The organism is Acidisphaera sp. L21, assembly GCF_009765685.1.
Classification (GTDB): domain Bacteria; phylum Pseudomonadota; class Alphaproteobacteria; order Acetobacterales; family Acetobacteraceae; genus LMUY01.
On record NZ_LMUY01000114.1, the window covers coordinates 60,798 to 78,499 of the forward strand.

17 protein-coding genes are annotated in these 17,702 nt (G+C 64.0%); 7 read left to right on the forward strand and 10 right to left on the reverse strand.

Annotation, left to right across the window (positions count from 1 at the left end):
* Positions 1-19 precede the first annotated feature (19 nt).
* Complete coding sequence (locus GSQ76_RS22205) at positions 20-700, reverse strand: HpcH/HpaI aldolase/citrate lyase family protein (protein WP_158746300.1); 681 nt, start codon at positions 698-700, stop codon at positions 20-22.
* Positions 701-909: 209 nt separating this feature from the next.
* On the opposite strand from GSQ76_RS22205, the gene GSQ76_RS22210 reads away from it, so the two are divergent.
* A complete protein-coding gene (locus tag GSQ76_RS22210; RefSeq protein ID WP_158746301.1) occupies positions 910-1,962 on the forward strand; it encodes a LysR family transcriptional regulator in 1,053 nt (350 codons plus the stop codon).
* Positions 1,963-2,296: 334 nt separating this feature from the next.
* A complete protein-coding gene (locus tag GSQ76_RS22215) occupies positions 2,297-2,554 on the forward strand; it encodes a hypothetical protein (protein ID WP_158746302.1) in 258 nt (85 codons plus the stop codon).
* Positions 2,555-2,585: 31 nt separating this feature from the next.
* Here the strand turns inward: GSQ76_RS22215 and GSQ76_RS22220 are convergent, their stop codons facing one another.
* From GSQ76_RS22220 to GSQ76_RS22235, 4 genes are read right to left on the reverse strand one after another with little or no spacing between them, the layout of a single operon-like run.
* Positions 2,586-3,920, reverse strand: a complete 1,335-nt coding sequence (locus GSQ76_RS22220; protein WP_158746303.1) for an MFS transporter — start codon at positions 3,918-3,920, stop codon at positions 2,586-2,588.
* Between the two features lie 51 nt (positions 3,921-3,971).
* Positions 3,972-4,826, reverse strand: a complete 855-nt coding sequence (locus GSQ76_RS22225) for an oxaloacetate decarboxylase (RefSeq protein WP_158746304.1) — start codon at positions 4,824-4,826, stop codon at positions 3,972-3,974.
* Between the two features lie 23 nt (positions 4,827-4,849).
* Positions 4,850-5,455 carry a 3-isopropylmalate dehydratase small subunit gene (gene leuD / locus GSQ76_RS22230; RefSeq protein ID WP_158746305.1) on the reverse strand — a complete coding sequence of 202 codons (606 nt, stop codon included), beginning with the start codon at positions 5,453-5,455 and terminating at the stop codon, positions 4,850-4,852.
* Positions 5,455-6,849, reverse strand: coding sequence for a 3-isopropylmalate dehydratase large subunit (locus tag GSQ76_RS22235; protein ID WP_158746306.1), 1,395 nt, complete (start codon positions 6,847-6,849; stop codon positions 5,455-5,457). The genes leuD and GSQ76_RS22235 overlap by 1 nt, the downstream gene beginning before the upstream one ends.
* Before the next feature lie 103 nt (positions 6,850-6,952).
* Here GSQ76_RS22235 and GSQ76_RS22240 point away from each other — a divergent pair, with 103 nt between their 5' ends.
* Entirely contained in the window at positions 6,953-7,768 is an 816-nt protein-coding gene (locus GSQ76_RS22240; RefSeq protein ID WP_158746307.1) for a GntR family transcriptional regulator, read from the forward strand.
* 69 nt (positions 7,769-7,837) lie between these two features.
* Positions 7,838-8,566, forward strand: a complete 729-nt coding sequence (locus tag GSQ76_RS22245; RefSeq protein WP_254070572.1) for a transporter substrate-binding domain-containing protein — start codon at positions 7,838-7,840, stop codon at positions 8,564-8,566.
* Positions 8,567-8,623: 57 nt separating this feature from the next.
* Here GSQ76_RS22245 and GSQ76_RS22250 read toward each other — a convergent pair whose 3' ends face one another.
* Positions 8,624-10,111, reverse strand: coding sequence for an MDR family MFS transporter (locus GSQ76_RS22250; RefSeq protein ID WP_158746308.1), 1,488 nt, complete (start codon positions 10,109-10,111; stop codon positions 8,624-8,626).
* Positions 10,112-10,195: 84 nt separating this feature from the next.
* Between GSQ76_RS22250 and GSQ76_RS22255 the strand changes: the two genes are divergently transcribed.
* The gene (locus tag GSQ76_RS22255) at positions 10,196-10,792 is read left to right on the forward strand and encodes a TetR/AcrR family transcriptional regulator (protein WP_158746309.1); all 597 of its coding nucleotides are present in this window, start codon (positions 10,196-10,198) and stop codon (positions 10,790-10,792) included.
* 112 nt (positions 10,793-10,904) lie between these two features.
* Here the strand turns inward: GSQ76_RS22255 and GSQ76_RS22260 are convergent, their stop codons facing one another.
* Entirely contained in the window at positions 10,905-12,014 is a 1,110-nt protein-coding gene (locus tag GSQ76_RS22260; RefSeq protein WP_216851221.1) for an alpha/beta fold hydrolase, read from the reverse strand.
* Between the two features lie 92 nt (positions 12,015-12,106).
* Positions 12,107-13,840: a tetratricopeptide repeat protein gene (locus GSQ76_RS22265; RefSeq protein ID WP_256367014.1), complete on the reverse strand. Its 1,734-nt coding sequence runs from the start codon at positions 13,838-13,840 to the stop codon at positions 12,107-12,109.
* Between the two features lie 102 nt (positions 13,841-13,942).
* Here GSQ76_RS22265 and GSQ76_RS22270 point away from each other — a divergent pair, with 102 nt between their 5' ends.
* The gene (locus GSQ76_RS22270) at positions 13,943-15,079 is read left to right on the forward strand and encodes a serine hydrolase (RefSeq protein ID WP_158746311.1); all 1,137 of its coding nucleotides are present in this window, start codon (positions 13,943-13,945) and stop codon (positions 15,077-15,079) included.
* 46 nt (positions 15,080-15,125) lie between these two features.
* On the opposite strand, the gene GSQ76_RS22275 is transcribed toward GSQ76_RS22270, so the two are convergent.
* The gene (locus tag GSQ76_RS22275; RefSeq protein ID WP_158746312.1) at positions 15,126-15,347 is read right to left on the reverse strand and encodes a hypothetical protein; all 222 of its coding nucleotides are present in this window, start codon (positions 15,345-15,347) and stop codon (positions 15,126-15,128) included.
* A gap of 116 nt (positions 15,348-15,463) precedes the next feature.
* On the opposite strand from GSQ76_RS22275, the gene GSQ76_RS22280 reads away from it, so the two are divergent.
* Positions 15,464-16,606 (forward strand): S9 family peptidase, encoded by a 1,143-nt coding sequence (locus GSQ76_RS22280; protein ID WP_158746313.1) that lies wholly within the window; start codon positions 15,464-15,466, stop codon positions 16,604-16,606.
* A 13-nt stretch (positions 16,607-16,619) separates the two neighbouring features.
* Here the strand turns inward: GSQ76_RS22280 and GSQ76_RS22285 are convergent, their stop codons facing one another.
* Positions 16,620-17,642: a phosphotransferase enzyme family protein gene (locus GSQ76_RS22285; protein WP_158746314.1), complete on the reverse strand. Its 1,023-nt coding sequence runs from the start codon at positions 17,640-17,642 to the stop codon at positions 16,620-16,622.
* Positions 17,643-17,702: the final 60 nt, after the last annotated feature.

A 17,702-nucleotide genomic window follows, 5' to 3' on the forward strand; every position in this document is an offset into this window, starting at 1 on the left:
TCAATTCCCTCCATGTGCATTAGCCGGCGCGGGCTGCCGCGAGTGACCGCTTTGCCTGGCCCAATAGCAGCGGCAAGTCACCGCCGACCGAGATGAAGCTGCATCCTCTGGCCAGCCACCCGGCGGCGAGCGACGGCTCGCCAGTGGACATGCCGACGATCTTGCCCGCGCGCAGGATGGTGGCCACGGCGTCTTCGATGGCGGCAACGACTTCCGGATGCTCGGTCTGTCCGAAATGGCCCATGTCTGCTGCCAAATCTGCCGGGCCGAACAGCAGCGCATCGATGCCATCGACGGCAGCGATCTCGGCGACATTCCTGATTGCCGTGCGCGACTCGATTTGCACGATCAGGCAGATGCGGTCTTCGCCTCGCGTGGGGCCAAGATCGAGATTGTCGTAGCGGTTGCCTCGGTGAAACCGGGCGGCACTGCGCAGGCCACGTGGTGGATACAATGCGGCGGATGCGACCCGCTGGGCCTGCGCCGCCGTTTCGACCATGGGGACGACTAGCGTCTCGATACCGATGTCCAGCAACCCCTGGATCACCGCCGGGTCATCGCTCGGCAGTCGCACCACGGCGCTGGCACCCGTGCCTGCCAAGGCCTGCGCCTGGTGTAGAACCGACATCAGGCTGTTCGGCGAGTGCTCCATATCGATGTAGACATAGTCGCAGCCCGCGTATCCGAGCGCCTCAGCCACGATCGGACTGCAGAATTGCGTGCGGATGCCGATTTGCGGTTGTCTGTCTGACAGCTTCTGCTTGAACGATGGCGTGTCAGTGGCGACCATGTCACAGATTCTCCCCGGTTACTAAACGGTTGCCAGCGCGCTTATACAAATTATAAGCTGCGTCGATTGAAGCGCAAGCTTTTCGTGCGATGCTGCGGACGGCCCCCCATGGAAGGTGCATGACGACGATACGACACGATCTCCGAGACGAACCGGCCGAGCCGCTCAACGCCCGCAGCCTCATCGGGCAAGGCCTGTCGGCCCGTGCGTTGGAGGTGTTCGTGGCAGTCGCGCGCACGGGCAGCATGAGCGCGGCAGCTCAGCATCTGGGTTTGACGCAACCGGCGGTGTCGCAATTCATCGGGCAGATGGAGCGCGCGCTGGACGTCCAATTATTCGACCGGTCGCGCCGGCCGCCCGTGCTCACGTTGAAGGGCGCCGCCTTGCTGGAGCCCGCGCGGGCGCTGGTGAATGGCATCGAGCGGTTTGACAATGCGCTGCGGTGGAGCACGAGCGAGCAGTTGCCGCTGCTGCGGATCGGCATGCTGAACAGCTTTGCGGAGGCGATCGGCCCCGCCGTGCTGTCGCGACTGCGTTCGATGGCAGCGCAGCTCACCGTTGAATCCGGTTTCAACGCCACCCGGGCCCGGGCGGTCGCGGACCGCGAGTTCGACTTCGTCGTGACATCCGACGAATCGCCCCCGCTACCCGGCGTGACGATCGTGCCGATCATGACCGAGCCGTTCCTGATCGTGGCGCCCCCGGATTATGCTGAGAATCCACAAGCCCTGAAGCCATTGAGCGAGACGCTGGACCTCATCCGCTTCGGGCGCGATCCTTTTATGAATTCACGGTTCGACCAGACGCTACGCTCCTGGGGTATCACGCCCCGGCGGCGCTATCACATGGATACGCATGCTGCCGTGCTGGCAATGGTGGCGGCGGGTTTTGGCTGGACGATCATGCCGCCCCTCGCCGTCTATCGCGCCATCGCCCGCGGCGAACGGTTTGCGATTGCGCCCTATCCAGACCCGTCGATGAAGCGGGTGATGATGATTGCCGCGCGCGATGGCGAGGGCGCACACGTGGTGCGCCATATTCACGAGGCGGCAACGCTAGAACTGCGATCCAGCGTGATCCCAGTCATTCGAACGCATTTGCCTGAGGTCGCCCACCTGATGACACTGCACGAGCTGGCAGAGGAGGAGCCGGGCTCGTCTGCTGCATCCTAACTGCGAGGATGGTTAGCAGCATGTTCACACGTCGGCGGCGATGTCGTGCGGGTTGACCTTCGGCATTGAGCGGTGACGGAGTTCCCGCTCACGCAGGTCAACGAAGGCATAACGCATGCAGCCGCCGAGGCGGGGCCGTTCAAGCTGACGGTGCTCAAACCCTAGCGATCTGCACGGATCGACATTCATCATTGTAAATCGCGCGTGACGGGCTGAACCAGCGTGGCCCGGCGCTCTTACAACCAGCGAGGGGCCAAGCTCTCTCATTCGAAACTCGGGGCTGCGATCAAAATGGTCGTGCCCCGTCTTGCATCGAAATACGGACGTGCCGCGTATGACAATTCACACTGATGCTGCTGGCCACACGCTCGGCGCCCGGATTCATCCGGAAACCCATCAGGTTCTACATCGTGACGTGCGCCAGCAGGTCTTCAAGGCCGACGATGGTGTCGTGGTCGTGGCTGATTTGCCGGGCTGGTATCCCGAGGCTGATGGAGAACCGATCCTGACGGCCGATGACGAGAAGATCCGGGTTCGCGCCGTAGCGGCGCTGAATGCTCTACAACGGGGTTTTTCTCCCGCTTCTCCATAAAGCGATCGCCATCGATGATGGGCTGGCGTTCTCACCTGGTGGCGCTGAGCCGATCAGCTTTCGGGGTCACGATGCTGGTGTGGCCGAGATGCAGCGGAAGAAAGCGCAAGTACCAGGCAAGGCCTAATGCAAGCACGCCACCCAGCACCTCCTGCCAGACTGGCACGGAGAGCCCGAAACTGCGGACCAGCCACGCAACGACGAGCGGCGTCAGGCCCGAGACCACGGCCGTACCCACGCTGTAGGGAAATGCGAAGCCGCTTTGGCGGATTGCGGTGGGAAACAGTGCGCAGGTCAGGCCCGAGATCAGCGAATGGATCACCCCGCATAGCGCTCCCACGATCGCCAGCCCGGCCGCGAGGCCCGCAGCGCTACCCTGCAGCGTTGGCAGTTCGGAGAAGAACCAAGTTGCAGACGCAGCATTGAGCACCCCACCGATGACAAGCAATCGCGGCCATCCCAGCAATGGGAGCATCGCACCCCAGGCGGGCATGCTCAACACGAAGGCCGCGACGCCACACATATTGGCGACGAAGACCGTGTTGGCCGGGACGTGCTGGATGCCGATGAGGTAGGTTGGTAGCCACTGAAAGTAGATGCCCGGCGTGGTGGAGAAAACGAACGTCAACACGACGGCGAACACGCATTGTGCGCGACAATCACGCAGGATCTTGGCGATCGGCACCTGCGTCGACAGCTGCCGTTCCTCCCGGATTTGCTCGAACATCGGCGATTCTGCCAAATGGCGGCGCAGATAGGCGGCCAGCAGCCCGGACAAGCCGCCGAGGATGAATGGTAACCGCCACGCCAATGACACCCAGCCCGGGTCCAGCAGACCCGCAAATTCCTTCGCCAGGAGTGCCACCCCCGCACCCAGCAGCAAACCGCAATTCACCATGCCCAGGAACAAGCCACTGGCAGGACCCAGGCGGCGGGGCGGGGCGTGTTCGCAGATGAACACGGCTGCACCGGGCAGCTCGCCACCCACCGCACATCCCTGCAGAATGCGCAACAGCAGCAATGCGGCTGGCGCCATCCAGCCGGCCGTCGCGTAGGTTGGCAGCAAGCCCATGAGGAAGGTCGGGAACGACATGAGCAACACGGTGAACACGAAAAGCCGCTTGCGTCCGATCCGGTCGGCATAATGCGCGATGATCATGCCGGCGATCGGGCGAACCAGGTAGCCGATGGCGAAGATACCAAAAGCCTGGACCTGGGTCTTCCACACGGAATCACCCGGTGGAAACAGATCGGTGCCAAGAGCGGCGGCGACGAAAACATAGACCTGGAAATCGAAATATTCCAGCATGCCGCCCAACGATGCCAAGCCGACGTTTTGTAGTTCCTTGATACCTTGACGGTTCATGGCTCTCCCTTTCTGCCGCCGACTCTTGCGGTCGCGGTCGCCTCGTTGACGTCAGCCTGGCTGTAGGGTCCAGCGATCCTCATCGGCTTGCACGCCGGGTAGATCGGTCACTTCGTTGTAGTGCGCCATTGGCATCAAGACCGACGCGACCCCCGCCAGTGAGCGGTCTCGGTGCAGGGCCTGCAACACGTGCTGCATCGCGGCTGCGGCGGCCAGCAAGGCAGCGATGGGAAACATGACGGCTGCGGCACCCGCTGCCTGCGCCGTATCAACGGTTAAATTCGTGGCGCCGGCCGCCTGGGATACGTTGGCCAAATGGAAACCCGGGATTGCCTTGCAGACACGCGCCAGCGTCTCCGGCGTGTCGGCGCCCTGCACGAACACCATGTCCACCCCTTCCTGCTGATAGCGGCCAGCACGGTCTATCGCGGCGTCGATGCCCTCGACAGCCAAGGCGTCCGTGCGGGCACACAGCACGAAGGCCGGGTCGCGTCGCGCATCCAAGGCCGCGCGCAGCTTGGCGATCTGGTCGGCGACGGGAATGACGGCCTTGCCAGCCAGATAGCCGCAGCGTTTCGGCGTTACTTGGTCTTCGATGAACAGGCCGGCCAATCCAGCGCGCTCGAACGATCGAACGGTCTGCGCGACGTTGTGAACGCCGCCAAACCCGGTATCGGCATCCGCCAGGACCGGCACGCCAGACGCGGCGGCGATCCGCGCATAGTGGTCGGCAAAGTCGCGCATGCCAAGCTGGCCCATATCCGGCGCCCCCAACAACGTGCCGGTCGCAGCATTGCCGCCCGATGCCAGCGCGTCGAACCCCGTGCGGGTGGCAAGGCGGGCGGATAGGGCGTCGTGCACCCCTGGCAGCACCAGGATTTCGGGCTGGCCAAGCAATTCACGCAATCTGGATCCGGGATGGATGGGCGTCATAGCGGCGTCCTTAGTGTCTGGAGCCAGGGTTGGCCGGCTTTTTCCGCGGATTCCCAGCGATCTATCGCTGTGGCCTCGAGTAAGGTCATGCCTATTTCATCGAGTCCTTCCAGCAGTGCCGTCTTATCTGCAGCCGGCAAGTCGAATGCCATCTCGAACCCTGGGGACGTGACACGCTGCGTCGCCAGGTCCACCAGCAGGTGCACCGGGTCCTGGGTGTCGCGCAGCATACTGCGCAGACGTGCAAGGCCTTCCGCACCGGCGGCGATCGGCAGGATGCCGTTGCGGATGCAATTGTCTCGGAAAACCTCGCCGAAGCTGGCGGCGATCAGCACGCGGATACCGAATTCGTCCAGAGCCCAACAAGCGTGCTCCCGCGTGCTGCCACAGCCGAAATTGGCGCCGGACACCAGGATCGCGGTCTTCTCCCACCCTGGGCGATTCAGCACGAAGGCCGGGTCGCGCCGCCACAATGCGAACAGGCCGGCGCCGTAGTCTGGGTCGATGCCGCGCATGAAGGCGGCGGGTAGCACTTGGTCGGTATCGATGTTGTCGCGGTCCAGCAGCGTCGCAACCGACTCTACGGGTTGAAAACGGCGCATCACTGCACCGCCCGGCGGTCGACGATGCACCCGGCCAGTGCGGCGGCGGCGGCTGTCTCCGGGCTTGCAAGATGCGTCATCACACCCGCGCCCTGCCGGCCCGCGAAGTTACGGTTGGTGGTGGATACGATCCGCTGGCCCGGCGATCCCTCCTCACCATTGACGCCGGCGCACATGGAACAGCCGGCCTCCCCCCAATCGAACCCGGCATCGAGGAAGATTTGGTGCAACCCGAGGTTCTCCGCCTCCCGCTTCACCATCGTGCTGCCGGGCACCACCGTCGCGTGCATCCCGGGTGCCACGTGCCGACCCCGCACCACGGCCGCGGCGGCCTGCAGGTCGGACAGGCGGGCATTGGTGCATGATCCGATGAAGACCCGGTCCACCGGCACGCCCGCAATCGGCGCACCCGGCTGCAACTGCATGTAGTCTAGCGCCCGGCGCAATTCCGCCCGTTCCGCGACGGGCGCGGTCTCAGGGTTTGGCACTGTGCCGGACAACCCGATGACATGCGCGGGATCAATGCCCCAGGTGATCTGCGGCTCCAACGTACCGCAATCGATGCAGAGGTCCTGGTCGAAGACTGCGTCCGCGTCGGTATACAGCGCCTTCCAAGCCTGGACCGCCTGGCCCCAGTCTGTGCCCTGTGGGGCGAACGCACGACCCTTCAACCAGGCTGCGACGCTTGCATCCGGCGCCACCAGACCGGCCCGGCCGCCAAGTTCGGTCACCATGTTGCAGAGCGTCATGCGGCCTTCCACGGGCAGGGCGCGGGCCACCGGCCCGGCGAATTCGACAGCATGGCCACGCGCCATGTCCGAGCCCCAATGGCCGATCACGAACAGGATCACATCCTTCGCCGTCACGTCCGGGGCGAGCCCGCCATCCAGCACGATGCGCATCTGCCGGGGCTTGTTCCAGGCCAGCGTCTGGGTGGCCAGCACATGCACCACCTCCGTCGTGCCGGTGGCCAGGCCCAGTGCGCCGATGCCGCCCACTGTGCAGGCATGACTGTCCGGGCAGGCTACGGTACTGCCGGGCAGCGCGATGGCCAATTCCGGCGAGATGACGTGAACGATACCCTGCATGGGGCTGTCGATCCCTAGCAGGCGGATGCCGAATTCCAATGCGCCACTCCGGGTCCGTTCCAGGAAGGGCGCGCTTTTCGGGATCGTGCTGGTCGTCCGCCCCGTGCTGGTGGCGACCATGTGGTCGGTCACCGCGACCGTCAGGTCTGGCCGGCGCACGTCGCGGCCGGTCTTGCGCAGCTTGGCAAAGGCGGGCGGCGCATGGAGGTCATGGATCACGTGGCGGTCGATATAGACCAGGGTGCGACCGTCCTGGCGGGGGCCGACCACGTGCGCATCCCAGATCTTATCGAATAGTGTTGCCATCCCGGCTCTCTGACGTTGGTCGTTCCTTGACGGCCAGCGTCGGGCCGTTGTGGTCGATTGTCAACAATCGACGATTAAATTGCCCGATAGGCTTTGTCGTGGCATGATCCGGCTACAGCATGACAAGGGCGATCATTTGATGGGGGTCGAGCGCATTCAGGTGCAGACGCTGGCCGATCGTGCCTTCGACATGCTGGAACGCGCGATCCTCAATGGCGACTTGGCGCCCGGCGCCACGCTGGGCGAGGCCGATCTGGCCGGGCAACTCGGCATCAGCCGGGGTCCGCTGCGGGAGGCCATCAGCCGTTTGGAGGGCCGCCGCCTGCTGCAGCGTGTGCCGCATGTGGGCGTCCGCGTAGTGTGCCTGTCCGATGCGGAAGTGGCCGAGATCTTCGCCATGCGTGAGGTGCTTGAGGGTCTCGCCGCAAGCCTTGCCGCCCAATACATGACAGGGCGCGACATCGACATGCTGGAGGAAGCCGCGCCATTTCGGCACCGGGCACCGGGCAGACATGGCGGCCAGCGTCACGATCCCACAGAGGATTTCCACGTTCGCATCGCTCAGGGGAGCCGCAATAGCCGGCTCATCGAGTATCTGTGCATCGATATGTATTCGCTCCTGCAACTCTACCGCATTCGCAGTGGCAGCAGCCCCATGCGTGCGGGTTCGGCCGAGGAGCATCGCGAGATCGTGGCCGCCTTGCGGGCCCGTGACGGCGTGACGGCAGAGCGACTCATGCGCGCCCATGTTCGCCGGGCAAAGGACAGCCTGAACCTTGCGTCGATCGGCGCAAGTGCTTCGATAGTCGCCGCAGATGACAATGGTGCCGGATCGAAGGCCGTTGGGGAGCATCGGGCCAGTGGTCCCGAACTGTCCCTGGATCGCCGCCGGCGCATCGCGATGACGACGAGTGCCTGACGACGAGTGCCTGACGACGCGGTACTATCGAATTTGGACAAGCAGCGTCGAACACGAAGGGAGGCAACAATGATGATGTCGCAGATCATGGCAGAACTGGCGCCAGGTGGTGTCCTGCGGGCCGGGATCAACATGAGCAATTTTCTGCTCGTTACCGGCACGAGCCCCAGCGGTGAGCCTGACGGCGTTTCCCCCGACATGGCCCGCGCAGTCGCCGACCGGCTCGGCGTTCGCGTTGAACTGGTCCCGTTCGCGAAGCCCGGCCTGGTGGCGGATGCCGCGGTGACCGGTGGCTGGACGATCGGCTTGATCGGCGCGGAGCCAGCCCGGGCCGAGACGATCGCCTTTTCCGCGGCTTATGCCGAGATCGAGTCGACCTACCTCGTGCCGCCGGGTTCGCCGCTGCATAAAATTGGCGATGTCGATCAACCCGGCAATCGCATCGCAGTGACGGGCCGCGCCGCTTACGGGCTTTGGTTGGACCGCAGCATCAAACACGCGACGCTGGTCCGGACCGATAGCCTCGATGAGGCATACGAAGTCTTCGTTCGCGATGGGCTGGAGGCGCTGGCGGGTTTGCGGCCGCGCTTGCTGCAAGATGCCCAAACGCTGCCCGGCGCTAGAATCCTCGATGGCGGTTTCACTGCGGTACAGCAGGCGATCGGCACGCCGCGTCAAAACCAGGCTGGCGCGGCATTCCTGCATGATTTCGTTGAAGAGGCTAAAGCGAGCGGCCTGGTGGAACAATTGATCGCCAAGCACAAGGTGCAGGGGCTTTCCGTGGCACCCGCCGCCTAGCGCTTTCGGAGCGCGTCGTTGCGAGGCAGCGGCGTATCGCTGTTCCGGCTGGCTGCGTCAGCCGCCCGCGCCACGCAACGGCCGTTCCGGCAGGAACAGCACCGTCAGGAACCCCAATCCGGCGATGATTGTCCCGGTGATGAACGCCGCGGACAAACCGGCCCGGTAGGCCCCTAGCACAAGTGAACGCTGCACGTCCGGAAGGCTGGCGATCGCCGATAGACCGCTCAACGATGACCCCCCCACCTCCACGCCCTGCAGATGGGCCGCCAGCACTGCGCCGCCCAGGGCGGCGCCGACGGCACCACCGAGCGAGCGGAAGAATGCCGCCGACGCGGTTGCCGCGCCCAATTCGCTGCGTGCGACCGCGTTCTGGATCGCGGTCGTCAAATTCGGCATGACCAGCCCGATACCAAGGCCCATCACCACCAGCACCGCCTCGATCAGCGGCGGGTTCAGATCGTTGCGCACAGCCCAGGCCAACGTTGCGTAGGACAAGGTCGCAGCCGCCAGGCCGAGCACCGGGAACAGCTTGTAACGACCCGTTCGGGACACAAGCCGACCGCCCGTGTAGGACGCGATGATCACCCCGCCCATCATCGGTGCGATCATCAACCCGGCCATGGCGGGGTTGGCGCCCATCAGCAATTGGAACATCAGCGGCAGGAACACCACGGCGGCGAACAGCGCCATGGTCGCTAGCGCGATGGTTAGCGCGCCAAGCACGAACACCCCGTTACCGAACAGATCCGGCGGCAAGATCGGCTGGCGCGCGGCGCGCTCCGCGAAGGCCAGGCCAACAAAGGCGGCGATGGCGACCACCGTCAAACCCAGGATCTGCGGGGACGCCCAGGCATAGGCATTGCCGCCCCAACTCAGCACCAACAGCAGGGTACCAGTGCCAGCGGTCAACAACGCCGCCCCCACCCAGTCCAGGCGCGGCGCTATGCTGGGCGGGCGCGGCCGAAGCGCCAACAGGATGCACGCCAACGCAGCGCCACCGACGGGCAGGTTGACGTAGAAGATCCAGCGCCAGGATGCGAACTGCGTGATGAAGCCGCCCAGCAGTGGGCCCGCCACCGAGCAGGCTGCGAACACGGCGGCGAACATGCCCTGATAGCGGCCCCGCTCGCGCGGAGAGACCAGGTCGCCGATCACCGTCTGCGCCAGCACGATCAACCCGCCGGCGCCCAGTCCCTGCACCGCGCGAAACGCGATCAACCCGACCATGCTTTCGGCGAGACCGCACAGCACGGAGCCGACCAGGAAGATGGCGATCGAGCCGACAAAGGCCGGCTTGCGCCCATAGAGATCGCTTAGCTTGCCGTAGAGCGGGGCCGAGATCGTGCTGGTCACGATGAAGCTGGTGACGACCCAGGACAGGTGAGACAAGCCGCCCAGATCACCGGTGATGCGCGGCAGCGCGGTCGCGACGATATTCTGGTCCAGCGCAGCCAGCGTCAGCGCCAGCATCAAACCAATCAACACCCAGCGAAATTCCGCCTGGGTGGGCACCAGGGCGGAACTGGTTTTGGCGTCGCTCATCGGATCACCCTGGTGTTGGTAGACGGCTTCGGTCAGGCTATGTGAGGAGACTCTCGCCTAGAGTAGTTGAGGATGTTCTCGCTTATGTCAACCATGCTTGCCGATGCGCGCGCGCCGCAACGCCCCAAGGGCCATCAAAGGGTGGCAGTGATCCTGGCCGCGGCGGCCACGGTGTTTCAGGAGCGGGGGTTCGAGGCGGCGACGATGACTGAGATCGCTGCCCGGTCCGGCACCGCGTTCGGGTCGCTCTACCGGTTCTTTCCGTCAAAGGCAGCGTTGGCCGACGCCTTGCTGCAGCAATACGCGCAGCAAGCCCTAGACGGGCTGGCCGCGCTGGCCGAACAGGCGGCTGGGCTAACCTCCGACGGCCTTGCAGATGCCCTCGTCGATTTCGCGCTGTCGCTGCAGGCGATGCGCAGTTTCGCCGTCGCGGTCATGGGCTCGCACTATGGCACGCTGGACCGGCGTGCCCAGTTTCGCCAGGCCGTCCATGACGGGATGGTCTTGATCCTATGTCGTGCCTGGCCCGAACTGCCCGGATTGCAGGCGAGTAGCGTGGCGTCGGCTCTGCTCCATGTCCTGAAAGGCGCCGCTGCGGCTGCACAAGATGGTGCGGAGCCGCAGGGTCCGCTGCTGACCGAATACCGTACTCTCACGCGGCGCTACCTGGCAGGCGTTTGAACCTGGCGACCTTATGGCCGTGGGGGCGTAGAGCGACAACGTCACGACCGCAGATCCACCGTGCGGCCACGAGGCGGTTGCGCCGAAGTACACCTGAGCCAGATCGCGTTCGTTACTGAACCGTCTTCCAATGGTTGGTCACGTCCGCCATGAAGCCGCGGACGGTGGCGTTGATGAATTCGAGATCAGCAGGCTTGAAACCCGGTGATGCCGCGACGTGCCCTTGCACCGAGGGGATCGTCACGTGACGGCCATCGGGGATCGCGGTCGTCGCCTCGATCCCTTCCTCAACCGGATTGTAAAGATCGAGTTCGCCGGACATGAGCAGGGCCTTTGCCTTGATGGACCGCAATGCGCGGATTGGGTCGCCGCCATAGATCGCCCTTCCGTCCACAAGCGTGTCACCCACATTGTGCCGGTCATAGGCCCAACTCTGCGCAATCCAGTCATTTGCGTCGGCGCCGCTTTTCACCAAAGCGTCCTCCTGCGATTGGATCCAGGCCAGGACATCCAGCGGGGACGTGAATTGCTGCCGCATCGCGTTCGGCGTGCGGGTGCTCAACACCGACACGGCGGCGCGTGCCCGCAACCCGGCGATAGGCTCCTCCGTGTAATTGCCGCCCTTGAACGCGGGATCCAGCATCAGCGCTTGCCGCGTAGCTTGGTTCACCGCGATCGACCACGCAGACGTCCGGGCCATGGGCGTTAATGCAACAAGGCCGTCCATCATGTCCGGATGGCTGACGCCCCACTGCAATGTTTGCATCCCGCCCATCGACGCGCCGGCGACGGCAACCAAATGGGTAATGCCAAGATGCTGCAGCAGCAGGTATTGGCTTTGAACCATGTCGCGGATCGCGAAATGCGGAAATGCCGTACCGTGCTGCGTGGTGCTGGTACTGGGCGATGTGGAGATGCCGTTGCCGATCGCGTCGGTTTTGATGACGAAAAGATGGTCGGTATCGAGTCCCTTGCCCGGCCCGATCAGATAATCGATTCTATGATGGTTTCCGCCGATCGCCGTTACCATGAGCACGGCGTTGCTTTTGGCTGCGTTCAGCGTGCCCTCGGTCATGTAGGCAATGTTGAAATCGTGTATGGTTTCTCCGCTTTCCAAAAGCAGGTCGCCGATCTGAAACCGCTGTAAACCGGGCTCCGCCGCAGGCTGGGCCTTTACGGCCTGGCCAATCATCAAAAATGCAGCGAGTGCGAGCCATTTCATCGAGCGCAGTCTCCACCTTTGTATTTCTTGGAGCGCACGCTAGCGACGGCTTGACGTGCGGTCAACTCGTTCCGGGCAAGAGAGGAATCTGTCTAGGATACACCTGATTCCACAGGCGTAGACAACGCAGCCTGTTGGCGCAGGAGAATATACGCGCTCAATGCGTCGCGTATCCGCTCCGCCTGTCGTCGCTTTTCGGGAAATACACCGGTTGCGTGAACGAGCATTGTCGCGTTGGCTTCAAACAATAATAGGCGGCCGTCCACAAGCACCGCGCAGTCCACACCGCCATAGTCAAGATCCAGCCGCCGGACAACGGCGCGTAGTGCGTCGAATGCAGTGGCTCCCATCGCGGCAACGGGGTTTGCCAGAAATGCAGTTTCTTCGTGTCGCATGGCATCGGACATGGCGGTCCGCCAATAATGCACCAACCAGTCGTTGCCGATTGCCAGATGAACCGGGAATATCTCGTTACCGATGAAGACCAGGCGGTATTTCCGGAACCGCCCATCGTTACCGCGGAAATCGTGAAAATGGCTGAGGTAGTAGTCGCCCGGCGCTGCGGTGGATGCGGCGGCGGTCAGTTGCTGTGCGATACTCAGCCGCTGCAAATGCTCCCCGCCATGCAATCCAACCGGGCGTAGCAGCAAGGGCGGCTGCAGCGCCTGCCCCTCTACCGCATCGGCATAGGATAGAACTTCGTCACGACTCATCCGCACGAGGAATGGCACGACCAACCCTGCAATTCCCGTCAAACGTTCTGGCAAACGGTCGCGCCGGGTCGGAGGGATTTGCCAAGGAGGATTCAGCACCGGGTATGGAAACCGGCGCAACAATGATTCCGCCTGAGCCAAGAAGGGAGCGCCGGCGTCGGCGTCGCCAATTATGTTGAACGCGATCCCGATCGGCGGCGACTGCGCCATGATCGTGTCCCAATGATGATCGGCTGCCTCATTCGGCGGCAGGAACAGGGTCACGATTTCGAACCGATTCCGATCCAGCATGAAATCAGTTGGCAGATTACACGATCCGGCGCCCCCGAGCAGCAGCAACCGAGCGGCCGGAGCCTCCCCCAGGCATGGTTGCACCATCACCCCCTGCCGCCGCCCCACGTCGGCGCGTTCTGTCTGCGCGTCGGCAAAATGGCCGGCGCGCTCCAGGCACTCCGCCAACAACAGGCGCAACTGCAACTCCATCGGAGTGGGAGCCGCATCGGGAGCCAAACCGACGATGGTGCCGAGCCCATGGCGACATGCGTGGGCCGCTCCGGTCGCATCGTCGAAGTATAGACAAGCCGTCGCCCGGTCGTGCCAGTCGCTGGCGGAGTGGGGATGCAGGGCGAGCACGGCGTTGAACGCCGGGTCGGCTTCCGGTCGATGCAGCGAGGCGAGTAGTTTGGCTCGGTTACACTGCGTCGTCATGGAACCCGGCGCCAGTGCGACGGCAGTGTCCAGTGCCGCTACTGCCGCCTCGTGTTCACCGAGACGAAACAGCACCGCGCCATACTCATGCCACGCGTTTGGATTGTCGGGCTCGACCTCAACCGTACGCGCGAAGCATGCGCGCGCCTGCGGGTCCGCTCCGAGGCGCTGGTGAATTTGTCCGAGCCGCAACCATGCCAGACCGTCATCCAGGTTGAGGACCAGGTAGCGGAGGAATAGTTCCCGAGCCTCCGCCAGACCGCCTTCATCATACCGAACCAGCGCCAGCAGCAGTAATCCACGGGGATCAACCGGTTGCTGTTCAAGCAGAGCCACAAGTATGCTGGCGCTCCCTTGCAAGTCCCCTGCGTTGAAACAGCGTATTGCGGATTGTAACGAGAGCATCGAGCGTTGCTTGATTACCAGTTGCTCGTCGGACAGTGCTGTGAGAACGTGCCGGGTGTCGAGGCAATCAAAGTTAAACCTTAGAAAGGTGCTGGACCCGGCATGAAGGCAACAGGTCCCTCGGTGATGGCGTCGACCCTGCGCCCGGACATCGCGCCCGGGGTGGTTGGACGGATGGTTCTCAAGGGGGTGACCACCGCCGCTGCCTCATTCCTGCTGTCCGTGTCGGCGCTTGCGCAAGCGGTGCCGGCGGCGGAGTGGTCCCGGTCCACGCCACAAGCTGCCGGCTGGTCGCCCGACCTTCTGGGAGAGGCTCATCGCTATGCCCAGGAAATTGGGACAGCGAGCCTTTTGATCGTTCAACACGGACAGATCATCGATAGCCTAGGCGACGTCAGCCAGCGGCTCGAACTCCATTCCATGCGCAAAAGCCTGCTATCCGCGTTGATCGGCATCGCCGTGGCGGACCGGCGGATCAATTTGCATGCAACGCTGGGCCAACTCGGGATCGACGATGTCCCCCCGGCACTGACGCCAGAGGAGAAGCAGGCGACGGTTGCCGACCTGCTCGCCTCCCGATCCGGCGTGTATCACGTCGCCCTGTACGAGACGGAGGGCGAGCGCCGCAGCCGGCCACCACGGGGCAGCCACCCGCGCGGCACGTTCTGGTACTACAACAACTGGGACTTCAACGCTCTCGGCACCATTTACGAGCATGCTGTGGGTCAATCGGTCTTCGCCAGCTTTTTAACCCGCATTGCGCAGCCTATTGGCATGCAGGATTATCGCGTGGTCGACGGGCGCTACGTCACCGGGCCGGACTCATCCATACCGGCCTATCCGTTCCATATGAGCGCCCGCGACCTGGCCCGATTTGGACTGCTATACTTGCATGGTGGCCAATGGGCGGGGCGGCAGGTGGTGCCGCCCGACTGGGTGGCAGACAGCACCAGGCCGCGTTCCGTCACGACCATCGGCTCGGGCTACGCCTATCTTTGGTGGACAGGCTGGGATGGAGCGGGCGTCCCGATCATGGGATTGCCACCGGGCGCATTCTGGGCCGATGGCGCGGAGGGCCAGTTCGTGGTCGTCGACCCGGCCGATGACCTCGTCGTCGTGCATCAAACCAAGGATGAGCCGGTCGGCCGGCGCAACTTCGGGCACCTCATGTGGCTGATACGGCGCGCCGCCCATACGGCCGATCCGGGTGCCGATCCGGAGTTGCGCAACCGCCGTTGACCGACTTGGGCTGGCGTTGCCGTCAGCGCGTAGCCAGACTTGGTTTCTACCGCGACCTGTAGTTTTCGCTGATCAAACTGAAATCGTCCAGCGAGATCATGACCGTGCCATCCGCATCAGCCGCGGCGGCGGCAAGGTTTTGCAGGTCGATAAGCAGAGCTACCTTTTGGGGACCCGACGCATGCGTCTGCCCCGATTGTGAGATCAACCCGATGGCCGCGTCGCACGCCTTGACGATCTGCTTAGCCGGCAAAATTGCAGAGGTCATGTGTGATCCACCCGTTCGGTGGCGCTAACGCTGTTCCAGCGGAACGAGTTGCGCCAGGATTGCCGGCGCCAGTGGTCGGTTTTAGCATATCGACGGGTGCCCTATTGGAGCAGCAGATGGCCGCGCCGCCCTTGATTTTGGACCGCAACGGGGCCGTGTTCGAACGACACAGCTACAGCCACGACGACCTCGAACTCGTGGCGTGGGTCATCCGCCCGCCTGGACCCGGTCCCTTCCCCTTACTCATGCAGAACCACGGTTCCGGCATTGGCGTCGGCCCGCATGGCACGCTCACCGGTGATCCATCGCGCGCGACGGTCGATCCCGAGAACCCGGCATGGGCGCGCATCATAGATGGCGGCGCTCTGGTTCTGTTCCCAGAAGGTCGTGGCTATGGCGGCTCGGACGGGCCGAACCCACTCGAAACTGTGCGCCGGGGCACCGAAGCGACGTTCGAGATGCTGCTAGGCCGGGCTGCCGATGCCAATGCCGCGGCGGATTGGGCTTGCAACCGTCCCGACGTGGACGCTGCGCGCTGCGTCATCGTCGGTGCCAGCCATGGCGCCGTCGTCACATTGCTGGCCGCCTCCCAGCGTGCCTACGGGGCAGCCATCGCGCAGGCTACCGGCGCCGCATATGGCCACACCGAGGCAAGCATTCGCCCCATCGCCAACGCCGCTTCGCGCATCACGGCGCCCGTATTGTTCCAGCACATGCGGACCGACACGATGGTCCCGATGGCGGGTGCCCAGCACATCTTCGATTGGAGCAGCCGCCTGCGGCCCCAGCAGCGGTGGCGCGACTATCCCGGCGCACCCGGCGTCGAAGGGCACAACATCTTCAATCCCGCCAACTGGTCACAGGTTCGCCCCGACTATATCGCGGCCATTCGCGCCGGGTTCAACGCTGCCGCATCCGCGCCACAGGATCCGCCGGAGCAGTGGCAGACCTTGGAGTTCCTGCTACCAGAAACGCTTCGTCCGGATGCTGCGCGCTGGGCTGGGCGGTTCGGCCCAGAGGGACCAGCCGCCATGGTCGCCTTGGACGGGGAGCAGGTGGTTTATTCTTGGAAAGATCGAGATTCACGCGGCTACGGCGAAGCGGCGATCATCCATCGTGGGGATGCGCTGTTTTTCGAGCCATGGCCGGGTATCTCCCTTCTGCTGGAGCCACTGCCGAATAACGCGTTGCAGGCTACGTTCGAGCGGCGCGACCGTCGCTCGGTGGCGCAGCTCGATCCGGTTGGTCAGGGTCCATAACCGCGAAGAACCGTCACAATAGACCCGGAGATAGTTTGTCGCGCTCCCAGGCCAGCAGGAACCCGACCTCGCGTTCCAGCCAGGCGGCCGACAGAACTTCGCGTCCCCATTCTGCCGTCCGCCCGGCATATTCGCCCATCAGCCAGATGTGCCGGATCGCCACGAACAGGGGGGTTGCCGCCTCGTCCACCGGCGTCATAGGGCGAACGGTCCGGTAACCCTGGTCGAACGCTTGCCACACGGCATGCCGCCGCCGCCCGAACGACACCTGCGCCCAGAGATGCACCGCCAAGTCGTACGCCAGGTAGCCGAACCCGCCATCGTCAAAATCGAACAACACTGCTTGCCCGGCGTAACGGCCGGCCGCGGGAATACGAGCGTTCAGCCCGTGACAATCGCCGTGGCAACGCGTGCGTGTCAGATCACGATCAACGCGTTCAACCGCCGTGGCGAGCCGCTGCGCCAGCGCTGTCAGGTCACCCCGGGCCTGTGGCGCTTCGAAATCGAGCGCCAGCACCGCCGCCACTTGCCGGTGCAGCAAGTGATCCAAATCCAGCCGGTAGCGCCCCTCCGCGCGGCCAGGGTACCGATCGGCGGCATGATGCACGCGGGCCAGGGCCGCCCCTTGGACCCGCGCGTCATCGGGATTGTCGAGATTCGGCGGACGTCCGGCGACATGCTGGAACAACACGGCGGCGCGGGGACCATCCGGTAGTGCAACACTGGTGAACAGTGCGCTGTCTCTCGCCGGCACGGCTTCTGCAACTGCCACACCCTCGGCACCGAGGAAGGCGAGGAATGCTGTTTCGGAGGCGACGTCGGCTGGCCCGCGGGCGCGGTGACCGGCGACACGGAATATGAAGCGGTTCCCAATCCCGGCGTTCACCTCGTAGACGTCGTTGAAACCGCGATGCAGCAGGTGGCAGGTTACGCTTCGCCCTACATCGAATTGCTTGGTCACGAATTCGGCGACGGCCTCCGCCGAGGCGGTCGCATAGCTCACAGGGAGTTTGGCAGGGGTTGAGGACGGCGACATCAAGCAATGCTGAGCTCGCCGGCAATGGTCTGCAAGGGTGCGGAAACGACTCAGATGCTG

Bases quoted from the DNA above. Each gene is read 5' to 3' on its own strand.
- GSQ76_RS22210 (WP_158746301.1), top strand. From the start codon at position 910: ATGACGACGATACGACACGATCTCCGAGACGAACCGGCCGAGCCGCTC.
- GSQ76_RS22215 (WP_158746302.1), top strand. From the start codon at position 2,297: ATGACAATTCACACTGATGCTGCTGGCCACACGCTCGGCGCCCGGATT.
- GSQ76_RS22220 (WP_158746303.1), bottom strand. From the start codon at position 3,920: ATGAACCGTCAAGGTATCAAGGAACTACAAAACGTCGGCTTGGCATCG.
- leuD (WP_158746305.1), bottom strand. From the start codon at position 5,455: ATGCGCCGTTTTCAACCCGTAGAGTCGGTTGCGACGCTGCTGGACCGC.
- GSQ76_RS22235 (WP_158746306.1), bottom strand. From the start codon at position 6,849: ATGGCAACACTATTCGATAAGATCTGGGATGCGCACGTGGTCGGCCCC.
- GSQ76_RS22240 (WP_158746307.1), top strand. From the start codon at position 6,953: ATGATCCGGCTACAGCATGACAAGGGCGATCATTTGATGGGGGTCGAG.
- GSQ76_RS22245 (WP_254070572.1), top strand. From the start codon at position 7,838: ATGATGATGTCGCAGATCATGGCAGAACTGGCGCCAGGTGGTGTCCTG.
- GSQ76_RS22250 (WP_158746308.1), bottom strand. From the start codon at position 10,111: ATGAGCGACGCCAAAACCAGTTCCGCCCTGGTGCCCACCCAGGCGGAA.
- GSQ76_RS22255 (WP_158746309.1), top strand. From the start codon at position 10,196: ATGTCAACCATGCTTGCCGATGCGCGCGCGCCGCAACGCCCCAAGGGC.
- GSQ76_RS22260 (WP_216851221.1), bottom strand. From the start codon at position 12,014: ATGAAATGGCTCGCACTCGCTGCATTTTTGATGATTGGCCAGGCCGTA.
- GSQ76_RS22265 (WP_256367014.1), bottom strand. From the start codon at position 13,840: ATGCTCTCGTTACAATCCGCAATACGCTGTTTCAACGCAGGGGACTTG.
- GSQ76_RS22270 (WP_158746311.1), top strand. From the start codon at position 13,943: ATGAAGGCAACAGGTCCCTCGGTGATGGCGTCGACCCTGCGCCCGGAC.
- GSQ76_RS22275 (WP_158746312.1), bottom strand. From the start codon at position 15,347: ATGACCTCTGCAATTTTGCCGGCTAAGCAGATCGTCAAGGCGTGCGAC.
- GSQ76_RS22280 (WP_158746313.1), top strand. From the start codon at position 15,464: ATGGCCGCGCCGCCCTTGATTTTGGACCGCAACGGGGCCGTGTTCGAA.
- GSQ76_RS22285 (WP_158746314.1), bottom strand. From the start codon at position 17,642: ATGTCGCCGTCCTCAACCCCTGCCAAACTCCCTGTGAGCTATGCGACC.